We start from the raw sequence: 18,682 nt of genomic DNA on the forward strand, positions 1-18,682 counted from the left end.
TCGCTAACCATTGTTTTTTGAAAGAAAGAAATCAATCAATCAGTAATTAAAAACTTTCCTATTGTATCAATCGCATGCGAAAGTTGTTCATTAACAAATTTCATTTGTTCTACATTTGCATCCATATAATAAAGTTCGGATAACCCACCCCTAGGTATAAAAAGCGCATGGTGGATGTTTATCTTTTCTCGAGTATTCAATTTTATATGATGATTTAAGGAGTACTGCAATTCCTTTAAGGTATTCACTTGAGGGTGTACATCTTTTAACTGATACTGTTCGATGATACTTAGCAAGTTATCAATCTCTTTAATCACTTTATTTTCCATAAAATAACCTTTTAGACAAAGCATTAAATCGAATCTAAACAATCCAGTAACTCTTGATAAGAATGAACTTCATAGATTGGTTTAGCTTGCGTTTTATTTTCCAGATAATGCGGATTGTACCAGATAGTATCAATACCAGCGTTATTGCCACCCTGGATATCCGCTGTCAGTGAATCACCAATCATCACGGTATTTTCTTTGCAAAAACCTGGTATTTGCTGTCCAATTATTTCGTAGAAAAGAGCGTCAGGTTTTTGTGTTTGCAACTGTTCTGATATAAATACTTGATTGAAATAAGAAGCTAGTCCAGATTGTGTCAAACGACCAGTCTGAATTGAAGTGATACCATTTGTGGCAGCGTAAAGTTCATAGCCACGATCAATCAGATTATCTAAAAGTTCTATTGCACCAGAAAAAATTTGGCCCTGTTGTGCTAAATAAAACTGGTAGCGCTCTGCTAAATGAATGCCATCTTTCTCAATTCCGAAATGTTCAAACAATCTAGAGAAACGAGTATTGACTAATTCTTGTTTTGTAATCTTTTTCAGCTCCAAGTCCTTCCAGAGAGCTTTGTTCATAGGTATATAATAATCCTTATATTCCTGAATATCAGCAACTCCTTCTTCTTTCAGAAGTTGTGTCAACGCTACATCTTCGGCAGCATCAAAATCAAGCAAGGTATGATCAAGGTCGAAAAGTAGAAATTTATAAGTCATAAGTATAGTATCCTAAAGTTTCTAAATAATGGTTGTTAAAATGTCTTCACAATCCTTAGCTCTAAGTATATCATATCGAACATCTTATTTCTGAAACTTAGTTCATATCCTAACTAAATTTTTAACTCAGAGTAGGTTAAATTCTTTAAAAAGTTTGTAAAAAATGAACAATCTTTTTATTTTTTTAGAAATTTGTCGGAAATATCTTACTATTTTATGTTATTGTTTGCCTTTCATTCTTCATTGTGATATAATTCACAGTATAGGGGAGTTTTAGTATTAGACTAGGGGGAGGCTTTATTAAGATTTGTCTGCAAAATTAACCTATATCGTTAAGTCGTTTATTTTGATTTTTAAATAATTCTATTAGAAGGTATAACACAATGAGCAATAAGAAAAAGTTTAGTATTTTCTCGTTTTTGATTTGCGTCCTGACAACTATTTTTGTTTTTAGTTTGAATAAAACTTTTGCTAAAACTCCAGAAGTTTCAGTAACTGGTAAATTTGCAGATACAATCACGATTGTTAACGTTACAAGCAATGAAGGTGGCAATCTAGATTGGGATTTAGCACAATGGGCTACTTTCCGTATTAATGCAACGTATGACTTAGCAGGTAAAAATGTTAAGGCTGGCGATCAAACAGTAGTTACTGTACCAGATGCATTAATGATTACTTCGGATAGTTTTGAAATTCGTGATATCAATACTAACGAAGTCATTGCTCATGCTACGGTTGATGCTACGAACAAAAAATTAACATTAACGTATACAGATTATGTTGAAACGCACTCTGATACAAACGGGTCTTTCTTCTTCTATGCACGAATTGACTTCAAAAAACACCCTCAACAAGGAGAAATTCCAATTGAAGTGACAGTGAACTCAGTAACAAAAGTAGCTGGTAAAGTAACATTTAAAGGTATCGGGGACGGTGACCCAAGACTTTTAACAAAGACTAGCTGGGTTAATAGCGGAAATCATAAAGAAGTTCAATACACAATTTCTGTCAATCGTAACAAACAAAATATCAAGGGTGTAACAATTGAAGATCACTTGAGATTTACTAATGCATCCTATGTAAAAGATAGTATCAAAGTTGTCAAAGGTAAGTTTTCTTACGAAACTGGTGAGTGGGTATTCTCTGATCGCGTCGACGTAACTGATCAACACAAGATAACAATCAGTGAAGATGGACAATCATTTGTTATTGATTTAGGTGATATTACTGATCAAGATCAATACCGTATCGATTATAAAGTACAATTGAATTATGAACCTGTAGATGGTGAACTTTTGAAAAACGAGGCAACTCTTAAAGGTAAAGAGATTGAGAGCAAAGATGTAACTAACATTGCTGCAGTTCAAGTCGCTGGTGGTTCTGGTGTTGGTTATGTGTACTCAATCAATATTCATAAAGTAGATGATGCAAATCAACCTCTTAAAGGTGCTAAGTTTAGAGTTGTTCGTCAAGCAAATAATCAAGTTATTGGTGAGTTTGAGTCAGATGAAAATGGTAACATTGCAGTTAACAAATTGTTAAAAGATAAGTATATCTTAACTGAAATTGAAGCTCCTTCTGGTCACGTTATTAAAGACGCTGATACTGTCGTTAATGTTGAAGACTTCGGAACAGATCACGCTGTAACAAAAACAATTGTGAATCCGAAAGAAGAAACAACTACAACAACTACAACTACTACGACTGAAGCTCCTACGACTTCAACTACTACGACTGAAGCTCCTACGACTTCAACTACTACAACTGAAGCTCCTACGACTTCAACTACTACGACTGAAGCTCCTACGACTTCAACTACTACGACTGAAGCTCCTACGACTTCAACTACTACAACCGAAGCTCCTACGACTTCAACTACTACGACTGAAGCTCCTACGACTTCAACTACTACGACTGAAGCTCCTACGACTTCAACTACTACGACTGAAGCTCCTACGACTTCAACTACTACGACTGAAGCTCCTACGACTTCAACTACTACAACCGAAGCTCCTACGACTTCAACTACTACAACCGAAGCTCCTATAACTTCAACTACTACTACAACTCCAGAAGTGCCAACTCCTTCTTCATCTTCTGAAACTACAACAACATCTACAGCTCCGTCAGTCTCTTCTGAAACTACAACTTCAGAAGAGAAACCAGGACTTCCAAATACAGGTGAAAGCAAAGGAACATTGATTACAATCATTGGGGCTGTAACTTTAATTTCATCAATTGTCCTAGTAGCAATCTTGCATAAGTCAAAAGAAGACTAATATTAATTAGGAACTTAAAAAGGATTTACTTTTAATGAGTAAATTCTTTTTTTATATTTATGATTAACAATAAAAAATCGATAACTGTTTGTAGTTATCGATTTTAAAATATTTTAGTCCTTTTCACCAAGTTTACTATTGATAGTCATCATGATACTTGCAATCTTTTCACCCCAATATGGATCTGAAGCGTAAAGAACATTCATACCAGATGATTTATTTCCTAGGTAAGTTCTGCCATTATCTATATAATTTTGACGAATCCATTTGGCTGCACCTAAGATTCCCTTATCTACATTATCGAAACTCTTAGCTGAATCGTACGGAGTAGTATCGTAGGCTGCAATACCAAAGAAATTATTCTTATCCTTAGCAATCTGACTACGTCCCCATGCGCTTTCTAGAGCGCTGTGAGCTATAAGGTAGAGTGCATTTACTTGATAGCGTTCTTCAGCTTCTTTAAAGATAGCTCCCTTACCTGCCAAACGACTTCCTTTGATATTCATAAGAGAATATACTTTATCTAATTCTTCAGCTGTGTAATTAGTTGGTTTTCTTAAATCCCTGAATAAGAAAGGATTTTCCGCTGTAAAGTTTTCAAAGTTAATACCATCAGCTGAATAATATTTTTTACCAATAGCCATTGATGAGCTATGAGGGGCTACACGAATACTTGTGTAAGGTGATAACTCATGATAAAGATAATTACCGTCAGTGGCATAGTGAGGAATGAATTCACTGTCTGAGCTGACAGCTACTAAATCACTCTTATTCATATAGCCTGAAAGTCCAGAGATTTTGACTGGAAGTCGACCGTCTTTAGCTTCATCTCCATCAATCGATACAATACTTCCTTGCGAAATATAGCTAAGTTTCTCACCAGAAGCACTATATACATTTGCTGTAATTGGTTTTACTTTGTAGTATGCTGCTGTATCAGAAATCCATTTTCCATTGCTTTGGAAAGAATAGTTTTTTCCATTAATGGTAAAATTACCAGTTACATATACCCCATCTTCTTTGAGATAATACCAGGCGTTATAACTTTTATCAAATATCCACTCATTCTTGGCCATATAACCATAAGATTTGAGATAGTAAGAGCCTTGCCATTGGTTTTCAGCATAAGCACCATCAGATTTTAAGTAGAACCAACTATCGTACTTCTTATCAAAGAACCATTCGCTTTGAGCCATTGCCCCACTATCTTTTAGATAATATTTCTCTTTCCATTGGCTACTTAACATGTCACCATCTTTATGAAAAGAGTACCATGAACCATTGATTTTTTCCCATTTATCCCGGATAGCTTTTCCTGAATCAGTAGCATAATACCACTTCTCATCCAAATGCACCCAATCCTTTTCAGCCATAGCGCCACTAGTTTTGAGAAGGTAGTCATTATAAATGGTTTTACTTAACATGATACCTGATTCATCAAAACGATACCATGAACCATTGATTTTCTCCCATTTATTACGGATGATTTTTCCTGAATCAGTAGCATAGTACCACTTCTCATCAATTTTCGCCCAACCCCTTTCGTGCATAGCTCCACTACTCTGAAGAAGGTAGTCATTGTAAACGGTATTAGTTAACATGGCACCAGATTCATCGAAGCGATACCAAGCACCGTTGATTTTTTCCCATTTGTTGCGGATGATTTTTCCTGAATTTGTAGCAAAGTACCACTTGTCATCTATTTTAACCCAAGAATCCTCAACCATAGCACCACTTTTACTTAAGAGGTAGTCATCATAAACAGTATCACTAAGCATCACACCATCCTGGTTAAAATAGTACCAGCGACCTGCTATTTTTTTCCAATTTGTGACAGCCTTTTTATTCTCATAATAACGCCATTGGCCATTTTCTTTTTGCCAGCCATCTTTATTAACTTCCTCAACTTTTGTTTCAGTTGTTGTTTTTTCCTTATTTTCAGGTGTTTCTTTCTTCGGCGTAATTTGCGAAGATTCTTTTTCTGCCTTGTTCAGACTTTCGTTAGAACTTTGTTTAGTCGATTTATCACGACTGTTTGATTGTTTTTGATCTTCTTTTTCAACTCCATTAGCTACAGCCTGTTCTGAAGTTTGAGCTTTATTTCTAGTTTGTGAATCCTCGGCATAAACAGTAGATTTTGCAAAGCCTGCAATCGAGAGAGCAACTGTACTTGCCAGTAAAATCCTTTTCATTGTATTCTCCTTATCATTATATAAATGATGTATTCGTTTTTGATACATAATGTTTAAAACACAGCAATTATCCATTATATTATACAATATTCTATTAAAGATAAAAGTAGAATAATTAAGAAGATAGAAAGTTGTAATATTGTTAAAACATTTTAGAAATAAAAGTCAATAAAAAGCAGTCGAACAGTAACTGAACGACTACATTTTTTTCTAATAATTAACCTTCTATTATTTTGGTACGTTTATTAGTTAGAAGCGGATTTATAAATATAGATAGAATAGCTATGATTGCAAAACTAATACCTACATACCAATATGGTGCATCAAGTGTGGTTGAACGACCAGATAAATTGACAATACCTCGGAATAGTGTGCCTGTTGTAACAATAGCTACTGCCGAATTCCATAAATTAAGGCTAATTCTGGACAAATACGGAAGGACTTTGAGCAAAATTGCTAGTATTATCCCACCCACCAGAGGTACAGCGAACAAGTAATGCATATGAACTGATGTCTCTCCAAAACTAAATGCTTCATAAATTCTAGAAAAAGCAAAGAAGAAAATCGTAATTAGTGTATAAGAGATGACAGTTTTTTTAAAGCGTTTTTTGTTAGTATTAATAACCGATGTAGACAATATCACTCACCGCCCTTTCTGAAATTCTGTTTCCTCCAGTCGTTGGCTTGTTAATAACCTGACCGTTGAAGTAAAGCGTAGATGATCCACCACCATCAAGGTTGTAGGCCGTTTTTACACCGTATGATTTCATGACTTCAGCCATTTGGTACAGTGATAGCCCCTTGCTTTCAGAAGTACGCCCATCTGAAACTACGATAATATAGTGGTTTTCATCAATAATCCCAATAGCAGTACGAGGATTTGATGCCATAGCTTGTCCAACTTCTTCATTTGTTCCTACTGCAATCTCACTATTTTCAACTAAAGCTGGGCCAAAAGCCAAGAGATTGACAACACCATCTTTAACTAGTTGGTCAGCTGAAATTTGATCTTCGTAAATAATCTTGAAAGAACCATCTTTATAAATGGCTAAATCACCATTGCTAGAATCTTCTCGTACAGTATCACGATAGACGACTCCATTACGGATAACATATCCTGTAGAGTTAGCTCCGTAGTAATCTCCATTGACCGCTAGAATAGCATTGTTATCAGCAGCGGTTTCAGAAGTTTTTGCAGTTACATTGGTTCCGAAGGCATTTTGAGCGAATGCTGTTTTTAAATAATCTGATGAGCTTACTGTAATATCTGCAACGTAGACTTGCGTATTTTTGACCGTTGTTTCAGTCAAATTGATGGAGATATTATCATCCTTATAACTTGAGTCTGTTACTGTTGCTGTTTTAGCTGCTTGGCTTGCCGTGGCAGTATTTGTACTAGTGCTAGTTGTTGCTACTGTCGAAATAGTTTCAGCGAGAACAAAGGTCTTCAGCATAGAGTAGCTAAAGGATCCTGTCAAAAGTAATGCGACAACCGAAGCATAAGCATATCGTTTCTTTAAAAATTTCATAGTACAGTTGATGTCCTTTCCTTAAAAATGAATTTCTTCTGAACGGTCCAAGAAACAGCAAAGAGAAGAATTCCAACAATAACCTTAACGATTAAGAGATTCATTCCAAATACTGCATAGAATAGACGAATAAGAAGCGTGTCCAGAACAAAGAGTCCTACTGCCAGACCGAAGTATCCCATCCCTGTTTTCACAAGGCTATCTTCGCTTTTAAAGACTAGTTTTTTATTGGTTGAATAGTTAAAAATTGAGCTGGTCACACGGGCTAATCCATTAGCAAGAAAAATCCGTAAACCAGTTGGGACTGTTGGTAAAAACAAAATAGCTAGAGCATAGACGATATAATCAACAACAAAGCTACTAAGAGATGATAAGGCAAATTTAAAAATATTTTTATAAATCATTAACCCATCTCTAATCGGACGGAAGTGTGAAGCTTCGTTATCATTGATATAAACAGTTTCGATTGGAACTTCCACAATCTCGTATTCTTTAGTCGCCTCAAGAAGCATATTCATTTCATATTCGTACCGTTTCCCTTCTATCTTTAACATAAAAGGGATCAGATTTGTCGTAAAAGCGCGAAGTCCTGTTTGTGTATCTGTTACTCCTACTCCTGTTTGTAATTTAAAGAGTGCTTTTGTTAAGCTATTCCCAAAACGGCTACGGAGAGGGACTTTTCCTGTGAAGGCACGCACACCCAAGATGAGTTTGTTAGGATTTTCAGAAGCTTTGTTAGCCGTACGGAAAATATCTCAAATCTTATGCTGACCATCGGCGTCTGCTGTGACTACTGTTCCATAACTATTTTGTTCTTTGATAAATTGGAAGGCAGTTTTTAGTGCATGACCTTTCCCTTGATTGACTTCATGTCGAAGAATTGTTGCATATTGGGATGCTTTATCAAAAATTTTTTGACAGGCTGGTGAGCTTCCATCATCGATAATAAGGATTTTGAAATCACTCTTGTCATGAATCTTTTCAACAAGTTTAATTAATTTATTATCTGGTTGATAGGCTGGTATAACTACATAGTTCATAACGTCACCTCTTTCTTAGGTAATGGTATAACTATACAAAATTCCGCTTAAAGATAACTTATATCAGTTTTCTTTAAGAAAAAGTTTAGAATAATTTAAGGTTTTGAAAAGATTGTTAATCGTTGCTTGGAATAAATATACACAATATCCCTTAAATGCCTCAGACTTCACTTAACAAATCATTCAATTAAAAAAGTCAGCCCCAAAGGGTTGACTCATGTTAAATCTTTGATTGAGACTCACTTATTATCGTGTGTCTTTTTTAATAGTGAAATTCCAAAGAATCCCATTAGAATAGATGCGATAGTAAAGAATAATTTAGAATTTGCCTCACCTGTATTTGGTAACTGTGCTTGTTCTGCTACAGATTTTGACTCTGCTTCTGTTGCTTTTTCGGAACTAAAAGACTGTATCTGTCCAGATTCAGAACTAGAACCAGGAATCGGATCTACCGTAGTTGTAGTTGTTGGCTCCACTGTTGTAATTGTTGGTTCTACTGTCGTTGTAGTTGTCGGCTCTACTGTCGTTGTAGTTGTCGGTTCTACTGTCGTTGTAGTTGTCGGTTCTACTGTCGTTGTAGTTGTCGGTTCTACTGTCGTTGTAGTTGTCGGCTCTACTGTCGTTGTAGTTGTCGGCTCTACTGTCGTTGTAGTTGTCGGCTCTACTGTCGTTGTTATGATTTCCTTTTCATATTCATAAGCAATATGAACTGTTCCATTTTTCAACGTTCCAGTTTCCGAATCAGAAGAAGTCGAGAGTCCAACAAGACGATATGTGATTCCATCAACCATTATTTTGTCAGGTCGTTCAATGTTATTATCCCCGACTTTGTATGTAACTAACTCTCCAGTTGAATCATAAATAGGAAGTTCAGAAATCTTGTTGTATGTTTCTTTTAATTTTTGGTTAGTACCTTTGATAAGATAATCTACAACTACATTACCTGTATATAAAGCCGATACATCTTGGTCAGCCATATCTTCTTTTTCAGATACATAATAAACTACATTCGTGTTTGCCCTTAGCGTAAATTTATCAACATAATTGAAAAAAGTTGATTTATCTATATTGGTATCTTCAGGAATTCTTGTCCAATCACCATTATTTGGGGTGATATAGGTATTGGGATTGGACACTGACTTGATAAGATGACCATTCCTTACATAACTTTCATCAATGGATGAAGGGTCTCCCATACCACCAATATCTCCATTATCCAAATCAACTGCTAAATGATGGTTAGAATATTCTTCTAAGTTTTGAGATCCGGTTTCATAACTCTGAACACCACCTTCTTGACTAGATTTCCAAATCATTCTGGCATCAATTGGTAAGTATTTTATTTTCTTTGCTTCATCAATTGGAACTGTAACTTCTACTTTGTAAGCTTGACTCTTATCAAAATTGGTAAACAAACCATAAGATTCAACTTTGCCATCTGTCATATATCCATATTCGTAGTTGCTAGTATTGACTACATAAGGTGTTTTCCCAGATTCCAGTTCTTCAGAAGTCGGTGTATTAAAGGTTTCTCGATCATAATTTTCTGTATCATCAAAGCCAATCTCTTTCATTGGAGCATTGACATTGATAGGTTTGCCCTTTGCGTCTCGTGTACCAATAAGAGTAAATTTTACCGTAGCATCCTTAATCTTAGGAATTCGAATCAAAAGATCATTTACTGTTTGTCCATGAGTGCTAGAACTTATCCTCTGATAAGCAACTGTATAGCTATAAGTGACGCTTTTCCCATCTGTACTTACAGTAGCATTTTGCCCCTCTACGTTAACCTGACCACCATTAGAAATGATATTGTCATTCTTTAAAATTTCAGTACTTGTAGTGTTTTCATCAGTTGCCGAAGTAGAAAAATTTGCACTTGGTGATTCAAGAATGGCAATATTAGTAGTAGCAACTTGTTCATCTGCTTTAGCATTAGTTTGGATATAAGCATTTAATACGAAGACTGAAAGAGATGCTATACCGAATTTTAATAATTTATTCATGATTAAGGACTCCTACTTAGAATATAATATCAGTTAATAAAATTAGACTCATAGTCTAAAAAAATCATCCTTTATTATAAATAAAAAAGATTAAGATTGCAACAAATTATATAAATTCCTTCTTTAAAGAACATTTTAGCTATAATCTATATCCAAGAAAAATTCCACCAAATTCTATCTAGTGGAGGTTTTTTCTTTTATTCTATTTTTTCTCTTAACTTCTCGACAAAAAGATAGGCTGCTGGACAGGTTAGAGTATTTTTGATTGTGAGGTTGTTGATTTGGTAGATTTTCTTTCGGTCAGTATGTGGAAATTCTCTACAAGCCTTGGGACGAACATCGTATATAGAACATAGATTATCGCCACCTAGAAATGGACAAGGCATAGATTTAAAAACCTTATCTCCGTCTTCATCAACTTGTAAGAATTCGGCTTCGAAGGCAGGAAGTTTCATCTTAAAATACTTAGCAATGCGTGTGATATCAGCTTCTTTAAAGTCGGGACCAAGAGTTTTACAACAATTAGCACAAGCTGTACAATCAATCTCTTCAAAAACCTCTTGGTGAATCTCAAGTGCGATCTTATCCAAATTTTTAGGAGCTTTTTTCTTTAGGTTTCCTAGAAATTTTCTGTGTTCCTTTTGTTTTTGTAGCGCTAATTGATGATAATATTCAATATCGATTTCTTTTGGCATAAATTCTTTTACATCCTTTTCTAAAACTAGTATACCATAACTGAAAACAAATAAAAACTACTGCCAAAAAGCAATAGTTTTAATAGGTTAGTTAACCTCGACTACTTCTACAGTATCTTTGCCAAGTAAAATTAGGTGTTTCTCAATTCTATCTATCTGATAAGAACGAGATAGAGCCTCAGCATATAATTCTAATTGACCACGATAACGTTCAATAAGTTGACTTGAAAACTCGTATCGATCGGTCTTATAGTCAAATAGAACAATCTTATCATTATAAAGCAAATAACCATCTAAAATACCACGGACAACAAAGTCTTCCTGACTCTTAGCATCTCTTTTTAACATAGAGAAGGGTTGTTCTCGGTATAGTTTATCTTGATTAGCAAGAATCTCTTGACCAAGAATTGTATCAAAGAAGGATAGGATTTTTTCTAGATTGACTTTCTCCTTAACGGCAGGACTTGCTTGCACTTGATCTAAGGCTTCTGATAGAGTTTTCAAAGTAGGCTTCTTATTGAGGTTAATTCGTTGCATCAATTCATGGGTCGCACTACCAATCTCAGCCCCTGTAACTTTTTCAGTTTTTGAAAAATCTGGAAGCTCAAACTGAACAGTAGTCTCTTTTGGTTTACTTTGACCAGCTACTACAACTCCTTCCATATCCATGACCGGTTCATAGAACTTTTTAATCTGACTCGGTGTCTGAACACTTGGAAGATTAATTGCTGCACGGTGGATCTCGTTATACACTTCCACTTCTTTTAGCATTTCCAACGCATCTTTGATGGCTTCTGACTGACGGTTTTCTGCTTGGGATAGGTTTTGAAGTTGACTTTTATGTTCCAATTCTCCGATAGCTTCTTTGGTTAGGTCTTCTTCACCTTCAAAGCGCACACTAAAGTGCAAATCCTCTTTAGAAAATGCTTGATAGATGGCCCAAATCCAATCCTGGAAATTTTGAGCGTCTAGTCTAATTTCTCGACTCAAAAGACCTTTTCCATTTGTCGGATATTCTTTAGACTCTAATTTTTCACGTGATCCTTTTCCAACTAGATAGAGTTTTTTCTCAGCACGTGTCATGGCTACATAGAGCAAACGCATGAGTTCAGAATAACTTGCTAATTGGAGTTCTTCCTCATTTTGCGTATATGTTAAGCTTGGGATAGATAATTTAATGGTAGATGGAACATATTCCTCTTTTGCATTTGTAGCGACTCTAGCTACATAATTTAATCCAATTCCATTTGTGCGACTGAGGATAACCTCAGACATAGTATCCTTCTTGTTGAATTTTTGATCAATATTGAGGATAAAGACATAAGGAAATTCAAGCCCTTTACTCTTATGAATACTCATAAGTTCTACTGCATCCTTAGGTGGTGCTACAGCAACATTGGCAAGATCATGCTGGGCTTCCAAGACTTGGTCAATCATTCGAATAAATCGGGATAATCCCTTGTAATTACTCTTTTCAAACTGATCCGCTCTTAGAGCAAGGGCGTAGAGATTTGCCTGTCTGGCCTGTCCATTTGGCAAGGCACCAACATAGTCATAGTAAAAGCGGTCGCTATAGATTTTCCAAATGAGATCATAAAGAGAATGTGTTTTAGAATAAAAGCGCCATGAATGGACTGTTTCCATGAAAAATTCTAATTTTTTATGAAGTTCAGACTTAATTAAATCCTTATGAAGACTAGTTTTCGCTTGAGCATTGACTAGTTTCTCATAAAAGTTCTCTTGAACTTTATCCTCAGATTTTTGGAGAGCGAGACGAGCCAATTCATCCTCATCAAAGCTAAACATAGGAGATTTCATTAGAGCAACCAAAGCAAAGTCTTGAAGAGGGTTGTGGATGACACGAAGAGTATCCAACATAACCTGGACTTCTAGGGATTGCAAATAGTTTGCTTGAGCACCGTCTGTCTTGACAGGAATACCATATTCAGACAAGGCGAGCAGAACTTGATCATTACGACTTCGACTAGCAGTTAAGATAACCATGTCCTTGAAAGGTACACCTTTATCATTATGAAGGTGAATTATCTCCTTGAGCACCATTCGCATTTCACCAGTCAGTTTATTAGTTGCAAATTCCTCCTCATCATCAGAATCGCTATCATCATCCTTATCGTACAAGAGAACTTCTGCCTTGTTTTCTGGATTTGATTGAATATCAGTATTTCCAAAAACAAGCTGGTGCATACCGTCATAAGATATCTCTCCAACTTCCTCGTCCATGAGGTGTTTAAAGACATCGTTCGTAGCATCAAGAACCTCTGAACCGCTCCGGAAGTTTTCCTTAAGTAGAATTAACTGACCTTCTTTGTCATCTTGAGCAAATCTATGAAATTTTTCGTTGAAAATTTGGGGATCTGCCTGTCTAAAACGATAAATAGACTGCTTAATGTCACCCACCATAAAACGATTATGACCGTTTGAGAGGAGTTCTAGCATTCTTTCCTGGATGTGATTGGTATCCTGATATTCATCGACCATGACTTCATGGAAGCGTTCCTGATACTCTTGTCGAACCTGAGGGAAGTTTTCCAAAATCTCAATGGTATAGTGGCTAATATCAGCAAATTCGAAGGCATTTTCTTCGCGTTTTCGTTGTCGATAAGCATCAACAAAATCTCTCATGAAGACTTGGAAAGTCTTTGCCAAGTCCCAGGACTCTTGATGATAATCTTCTTGGAATTTTAGTAAAGTGATTTGATCATTGAGTGCAATCAGCTTTTCAAATTTTGATTTTCTCTCTTGGTTGTAAGCTTCTTTCAAGTCTTGCAGTTCGGCCTTGCGACTGGCGTTTGTGAGAGCTTTACCATTCTTAGCTTTAGAAATATTTACAACTCGCTCTAAAACTTCTTGGTATTGTTCAAAAGTAGATTCATGAGTTAAAGAACCGATTTCATTAAGAACTTGTTGGACAGATTCTAAATAAGCTGCTTTACCGAATTCATTGGCAACATTATCCAGGTGGTAACGGAAAAAGGTTTCTAAATCCCAGAGTTTCTCCTTTATATCGTCTACAAGTTTTTCTTTAGCTATAGTAAAATCAGCATTTTCACAACCTTTTAGGAAAGAATCCTGTAGCCAGGTCTGAGGATTGCTAGTAGATTGCAAAAAATCATAAATCATATAGACCTGTTTACGCAGTCCACGCGCATCTTTGCTCCTACCTGCAAAGTTTTTGACTAATCGACTAAATTGTTCTTGTTCTTTGCCTTGGTAATGACTTTCAAAAACTTGTCGAAAAACCTCATTTTTTAGGAGAAGTTGTTCACTTTCGTTCTGAAGGATACGAAAGTTTGGAGCAAGATCAAGGAGGTAGCCGTGCTTAGCCAGGAACTTCTGGGTAAAAGAATCCATGGTCCCAATTGCAGCATTGGGTAAATCGGCTAGTTGTCTACCAAGATGTTTTTTTAGTTCCACATCTTGCGTTTCTTGGATCTGTTGGCTGATTTTCTTTTCCAAGCGTTCTTTTAACTCAGTTGCTGCCTTAACGGTAAAGGTAGAGATAAAGAGTTGGCGAATTTCTACACCACGCGCTAGTTGGTCAAGAATACGTTCAGCCATGACAAAGGTTTTCCCCGAACCAGCAGAAGCTGAGACTAGAATATTTTGACCAGAACTATAGATTGCTTGAATTTGTTCAGCTGTTTTCTTAGGTTTCTTGTTAGACTGAGCTTCTGCTATTTGTAACTCTTTAATCTCTTCTTGAGATAAAAATTTCATCGCTCCAACTCCTCTCTGATTTTATTAAACCATGCTTCCTTGTCATTGCTCTTAGCTACCTTGTCTAACAATCTAGCCTGACCTAGATGATAATTAGCTTCAAAACCTGTAATAGACTGATATTGCTGAACATAGGGCGCAATGCTTCTACCGTTTTCAGTATATGGATTGATAGCAAATTGACCAGATAAAATCTTCTCTGCTGCCTTTTTGTAGATAAGGGCATTATAGTCTAGTAATAATTGGAATTCTTCATCAGATAACTGATATGTCTTGTTTTTATTGTAAAACTCTCCAAGGTGTTGCATCTCTTTTTCGAGAAAGAGACCTTGGTATTTCATGCTCTTATTGGTTTCAGTTACTGCCTTTGAAAGAGTTTTAACAGTTTGTAATGACTGAGTTGGTTCAGACATTTCTAAGTACATAGCTCCAAAGAAGTCTTTATTTCCTTCTTTCTTAAGGGCAGCCAAGTATGTTGGCAATTGTGAGTTTAGACCGTTAAAAAAGAGAGGAAAGTTAAATTGAGTTAGAGAAGATTTGTAGTCTACAACACCAATAGCATCTGATGTTTTCAAACGGTCAATACGATCGACCTTCCCACGAACATAAACATTACGACCATTATCTAACTGTACAAAAGCTTGTTCCTTGCCACCAAAAACAGCCTCCTCTTGAATTGTTTCGACATCAGCATTGTGACAAAGAATATGTCCAGTAGCGCGTGCCACATCTAAGAGAACTTCCTTAGCAAATTGAGATTCTAAACTTTCTTGATAAATAGCTTGAAACTCTCTTTCTTGACTAGTTTCAGAGATGGCTTGTTCTAAACGGCGATCAAAAGATGTATCAGCAGGAAGTTTCATTGCACGTTCAAAAATACGATGCAAGAAATTCCCGTGACTTCTAGCGTCAGGTTTTAATCGCAATTCTTCCTGCAAGCCTAAGACATAACGAATGTAATAACTGTATTCATTGCGATAAAACTCCGTCAATCCAGAAGTGGATAGATAAAAATCTTGATCCTTTGGATATAAAGCTTCCAGCGTTTCACTAGCTAAAGTTTTGCTTTTGGGACTTGTTGGTAAAACTGGATTTTCTAAACCTTGGTCTTCCAACTTTTTCCCCATGACACGAGCCAGAACTTTTATAAAAGTTAAGTCTTCATCACTTGAAGTTGATTCACTTTGTTGATGATAGGCAATGAGACTAGACAAAAGACTGTGATAAGAACCGATATCATCTTTCGATAGATTTTTTCTGTCGATTTTCTTTTCGATTTTGCTAAATCCTAAGTTCTGCAATTCCTTCAAATAAATTGACTCTTCACTCTCGTCTTCATTGAATAAACTTGGAGCTGACAAAACTAACTGTTTACGAGCAGAGTTAACCAGAGAAAGCATAGTATAACGATTCTTTTTAAGATTTTCCTGGCTAGCAATCATCAATTGTGAACCTTCTAGAGTCACTTGATTCAAGGTTTCTCTTTCTTCATCGCTCAACAAACTATTATTTTGAGTGATTTTTGGCAAGTTGTTCTGACTTAAACCAAGCGCATAGATATAATCGGATGTCAACGGTGAAATTAAATCATAACTCTGCACCAGAACAGTATCTACTGTTGCTGGAATTGTACGGTAATTGGACAAAGACATACCCGAATGAAGAAGTGCCAAGAAATCATCTAAAGTGACCTGAGAACCTTCAAACACGGTTGCAAATTGCTCCATGACATGGCAAAAAGCCTTCCAGACTTCTTCTTGTCTTTCTTGTTCAGATACCTCCAATGTTTCTGTTAAGACTTGTAACTGCTTGGTCAAATGAGCTTCCTTCAAAAAGTTGTTCCATTTAGCAAGAAGATTTTCAGCCTTTTGCTTGCGACTTCCTAGTAAATTTTCTAAAGGTGTAATGATACGAAGTCGAAGTTCATTTAATTTTTCTAGATCAAACTTTCCGTGATGTGACTTTGTAAACTCTTGTTTAAAATTAGAAAGACCATCAATCCCCAGATAGCGGAGATATTGTTCAAAGCTATCAATTTCCTCTTGACTAAGGTCCGTATACAAGTTAGTTCGTAGGAGATTAATCAAATCTTCCTGACGGAAATTGTATCGTTTCAAACGTCCGATGGATTCTACAAATTGCGTTAAAGGATGATGAGCCATGGACTCACTCTTGCCCAGATAAAATGGAATCTGATACTGATTAAATATTGTCTGCAAAGACAGTTTATAAGACTCTACATCACCTAGCAGGATTCGAAAATTCTTATAGCTCAGTTCTGAGTCTTGGTGCAATTTTTGGCGAATACTACGAGCTACTAACTCCAACTCTTCTTTTTGTGTTAGACAAGACCAGATTTGCAAGTCCTTTCTATCTTCGTCATTCACGTCTAAATTAATTTCGGAATAATCATAAGCACTTTCGAGAAGCCTTGAGGCTTTAGCAAAGGCATCAAGTTTCTCATGGTCTTGACAAGCATTTTCTGCCTTGGTCTGATATTTAAAGGCTAAATGATGCAAAAACTCAACACTGGCTTGATAAAGATTCCCTTCAGTAAATGGACTTGTATAAGCTTTTTTAGTCGCATACACACCAATAATAATCTCAACACCCTTACGGTGTAGCAGATCCACTAGGTGTTCTTCTTCTGAAGAGAAACGAGTAAAACCATCAATAACTAGGGCAATCTGACTAAAATCACTACTTACTTTGTTTTCTTCGATAGCATTGATTAGATATGATAATTGACTCCCTTGTGAAATTTGTCCTTGGTTGAGATATGCTGTTACCTTTTCAAAAATCAAGAGTAAATCAGAACGTTTATCAGCGTCAGATAGACTTTCTAAATCCAAAAAGCTCATCTTTGCAGTTGTCATTTCATGGTAAATCTCAATCAGTTGTTGGATGAATTGAGGATCTTGCTTAATAGCCCCGTAAACACGCAAATCCTTAGCGTCTATCTCAGACAAACATTTATAAAAAGCCATACCCAGACCAATATCATCGAGACTTGACTTCGCGGGTATATCGTTTAAAACCAAATAACGAGCCATTTGTGCGAAGCGCGTGACTGTAATCGCAAAAGAAGCCTGCTGACTCAAGCACTCCAGCACGGCACGTTCCTTTTCAAAAGAAAGAGAGTTAGGGGCAATATAAAAGACTCGTTTGCCTTGGTCAACTAGTCCTTGAGCCTCCTTGGTTAGGATTTCTGTTAAAGAAGTCCGAGTATCGGTATAAAGTAGTTTCATCTCTGCCTCATTTGTTTTTGTCATTACCTTTTATTATATCATTTTTTAAGTCAAAACAGATTGATATAAAGCCCTTATTTTAACCTGTCCCATATCAAAAAAGTCGGAATAAACTCCGACTTTTTATTATTTACCTACCAGAAAACAAGAGTACCCATAATTCCCAAAATGCAGCAATGTTAAACATGATGTGAAGTAAAATAGGATAATAGAGAGAATGAGTTTTTCGGTAGAGGAAAGCTAAAATTGCTCCTCCACTTGCATAGGTGAAAAAGGCAAGTGGTGTTATACCATCAGCAACATGCACATAGCCAAAGACACAGGCTGATAGTAAAACATCTCCATACCAAGGTGAATCTTTCAAAAATGTATTCATCAGAACTCCTCGATATACCAATTCTTCTGTAATTGGTCCTAACAGACAAACAATAAGTAAAAGATAAGGTAACTCTTGTCGCCCTGTCATCTCAGTCAATTCATTTAAAGCGATTTGATTGGACGTTGCTGGGGTTAAAAAAGAAAACACAATATCTGAAAGATAACTGACTCCATAAGCAAGAAGCAAATAAACTGGATATCTCCATTTCCACTTCAACTCAAGAATTCTTCTACCTTCGAATACTAGTAAATAAAGAGTAGCTAGAAAAGTAACGCTAAACTCTAAAAAAGAAAGAATTTGAAAAAATTCTCTACTAGCAAGCACAAGTCTACCTGCAAAATGATTAAAAATCCACCAAAACCATGTCTTTCTATAAATGATTACCAACAAGGCTAGTAAAACCTGTACTGTTCTTCTTTTCATGATAGGACCTCTGCTTTTTTATACTTTACTCTATAAAATTAAATGCTCGCAAATTTAGTATATCATATTTTTGTTATCTATCTAGTAAAAATCCTAAAAAGAAATAGC

11 protein-coding genes and 1 pseudogene are annotated in these 18,682 nt (G+C 36.0%); 1 reads left to right on the forward strand and 11 read right to left on the reverse strand.

From position 1 onward, the window contains the following. Positions 1-35 precede the first annotated feature (35 nt). Both GOM46_RS04365 and GOM46_RS04370 read right to left on the reverse strand, forming a co-directional pair. Positions 36-329 carry a hypothetical protein gene (locus GOM46_RS04365; RefSeq protein WP_025170020.1) on the reverse strand — a complete coding sequence of 98 codons (294 nt, stop codon included), beginning with the start codon at positions 327-329 and terminating at the stop codon, positions 36-38. A gap of 23 nt (positions 330-352) precedes the next feature. Then, positions 353-1,045 carry a YjjG family noncanonical pyrimidine nucleotidase gene (locus tag GOM46_RS04370; protein WP_006150715.1) on the reverse strand — a complete coding sequence of 231 codons (693 nt, stop codon included), beginning with the start codon at positions 1,043-1,045 and terminating at the stop codon, positions 353-355. Positions 1,046-1,428: 383 nt separating this feature from the next. Here GOM46_RS04370 and GOM46_RS04375 point away from each other — a divergent pair, with 383 nt between their 5' ends. Further along, a complete protein-coding gene (locus GOM46_RS04375; protein ID WP_235083279.1) occupies positions 1,429-3,324 on the forward strand; it encodes an Ig-like domain-containing protein in 1,896 nt (631 codons plus the stop codon). 113 nt (positions 3,325-3,437) lie between these two features. Here GOM46_RS04375 and GOM46_RS04380 read toward each other — a convergent pair whose 3' ends face one another. The 9 genes and pseudogenes from GOM46_RS04380 to GOM46_RS04420 form a co-directional block, all read right to left on the reverse strand. Then, positions 3,438-5,516: a glucosaminidase domain-containing protein gene (locus GOM46_RS04380; protein ID WP_235083280.1), complete on the reverse strand. Its 2,079-nt coding sequence runs from the start codon at positions 5,514-5,516 to the stop codon at positions 3,438-3,440. A 217-nt stretch (positions 5,517-5,733) separates the two neighbouring features. Next, on the reverse strand, positions 5,734-6,159 hold the full coding sequence (locus GOM46_RS04385) for a hypothetical protein (protein ID WP_235083281.1): 426 nt from the start codon (positions 6,157-6,159) through the stop codon (positions 5,734-5,736). After that, positions 6,134-7,045 carry a phosphodiester glycosidase family protein gene (locus GOM46_RS04390; RefSeq protein WP_235083282.1) on the reverse strand — a complete coding sequence of 304 codons (912 nt, stop codon included), beginning with the start codon at positions 7,043-7,045 and terminating at the stop codon, positions 6,134-6,136. The genes GOM46_RS04385 and GOM46_RS04390 overlap by 26 nt, the downstream gene beginning before the upstream one ends. Further along, positions 7,042-8,085, reverse strand: a pseudogene (locus GOM46_RS04395) (glycosyltransferase). Before GOM46_RS04395 ends, GOM46_RS04390 begins: the two are co-directional and overlap by 4 nt. A 239-nt stretch (positions 8,086-8,324) precedes the next feature. Continuing rightward, positions 8,325-10,091: an LPXTG cell wall anchor domain-containing protein gene (locus GOM46_RS04400; RefSeq protein ID WP_006150699.1), complete on the reverse strand. Its 1,767-nt coding sequence runs from the start codon at positions 10,089-10,091 to the stop codon at positions 8,325-8,327. Between the two features lie 197 nt (positions 10,092-10,288). Further along, positions 10,289-10,786, reverse strand: a complete 498-nt coding sequence (locus tag GOM46_RS04405; RefSeq protein WP_006150658.1) for a YkgJ family cysteine cluster protein — start codon at positions 10,784-10,786, stop codon at positions 10,289-10,291. An 87-nt stretch (positions 10,787-10,873) separates the two neighbouring features. Continuing rightward, positions 10,874-14,524 (reverse strand): helicase-exonuclease AddAB subunit AddA, encoded by a 3,651-nt coding sequence (gene addA, locus GOM46_RS04410; protein WP_235083283.1) that lies wholly within the window; start codon positions 14,522-14,524, stop codon positions 10,874-10,876. Then, entirely contained in the window at positions 14,521-17,772 is a 3,252-nt protein-coding gene (gene rexB / locus GOM46_RS04415; RefSeq protein WP_006150682.1) for an ATP-dependent nuclease subunit B, read from the reverse strand. Before rexB ends, addA begins: the two co-directional genes overlap by 4 nt. Positions 17,773-17,902: 130 nt before the next feature. Next, complete coding sequence (locus GOM46_RS04420) at positions 17,903-18,574, reverse strand: CPBP family intramembrane glutamic endopeptidase (RefSeq protein ID WP_006150664.1); 672 nt, start codon at positions 18,572-18,574, stop codon at positions 17,903-17,905. Positions 18,575-18,682 lie beyond the last annotated feature (108 nt).

The sequence above is a fragment of the Streptococcus infantis genome (genome assembly GCF_021497965.1).
GTDB lineage: Bacteria > Bacillota > Bacilli > Lactobacillales > Streptococcaceae > Streptococcus > Streptococcus infantis_B.

Coding starts and splice junctions, on each gene's coding strand:
- GOM46_RS04365 (WP_025170020.1), bottom strand. CDS start 329: ATGGAAAATAAAGTGATTAAAGAGATTGATAACTTGCTAAGTATCATC.
- GOM46_RS04375 (WP_235083279.1), top strand. CDS start 1,429: ATGAGCAATAAGAAAAAGTTTAGTATTTTCTCGTTTTTGATTTGCGTC.
- rexB (WP_006150682.1), bottom strand. CDS start 17,772: ATGAAACTACTTTATACCGATACTCGGACTTCTTTAACAGAAATCCTA.
- GOM46_RS04400 (WP_006150699.1), bottom strand. CDS start 10,091: ATGAATAAATTATTAAAATTCGGTATAGCATCTCTTTCAGTCTTCGTA.
- GOM46_RS04390 (WP_235083282.1), bottom strand. CDS start 7,045: ATGAAATTTTTAAAGAAACGATATGCTTATGCTTCGGTTGTCGCATTA.
- GOM46_RS04370 (WP_006150715.1), bottom strand. CDS start 1,045: ATGACTTATAAATTTCTACTTTTCGACCTTGATCATACCTTGCTTGAT.
- addA (WP_235083283.1), bottom strand. CDS start 14,524: ATGAAATTTTTATCTCAAGAAGAGATTAAAGAGTTACAAATAGCAGAA.
- GOM46_RS04420 (WP_006150664.1), bottom strand. CDS start 18,574: ATGAAAAGAAGAACAGTACAGGTTTTACTAGCCTTGTTGGTAATCATT.
- GOM46_RS04405 (WP_006150658.1), bottom strand. CDS start 10,786: ATGCCAAAAGAAATCGATATTGAATATTATCATCAATTAGCGCTACAA.
- GOM46_RS04380 (WP_235083280.1), bottom strand. CDS start 5,516: ATGAAAAGGATTTTACTGGCAAGTACAGTTGCTCTCTCGATTGCAGGC.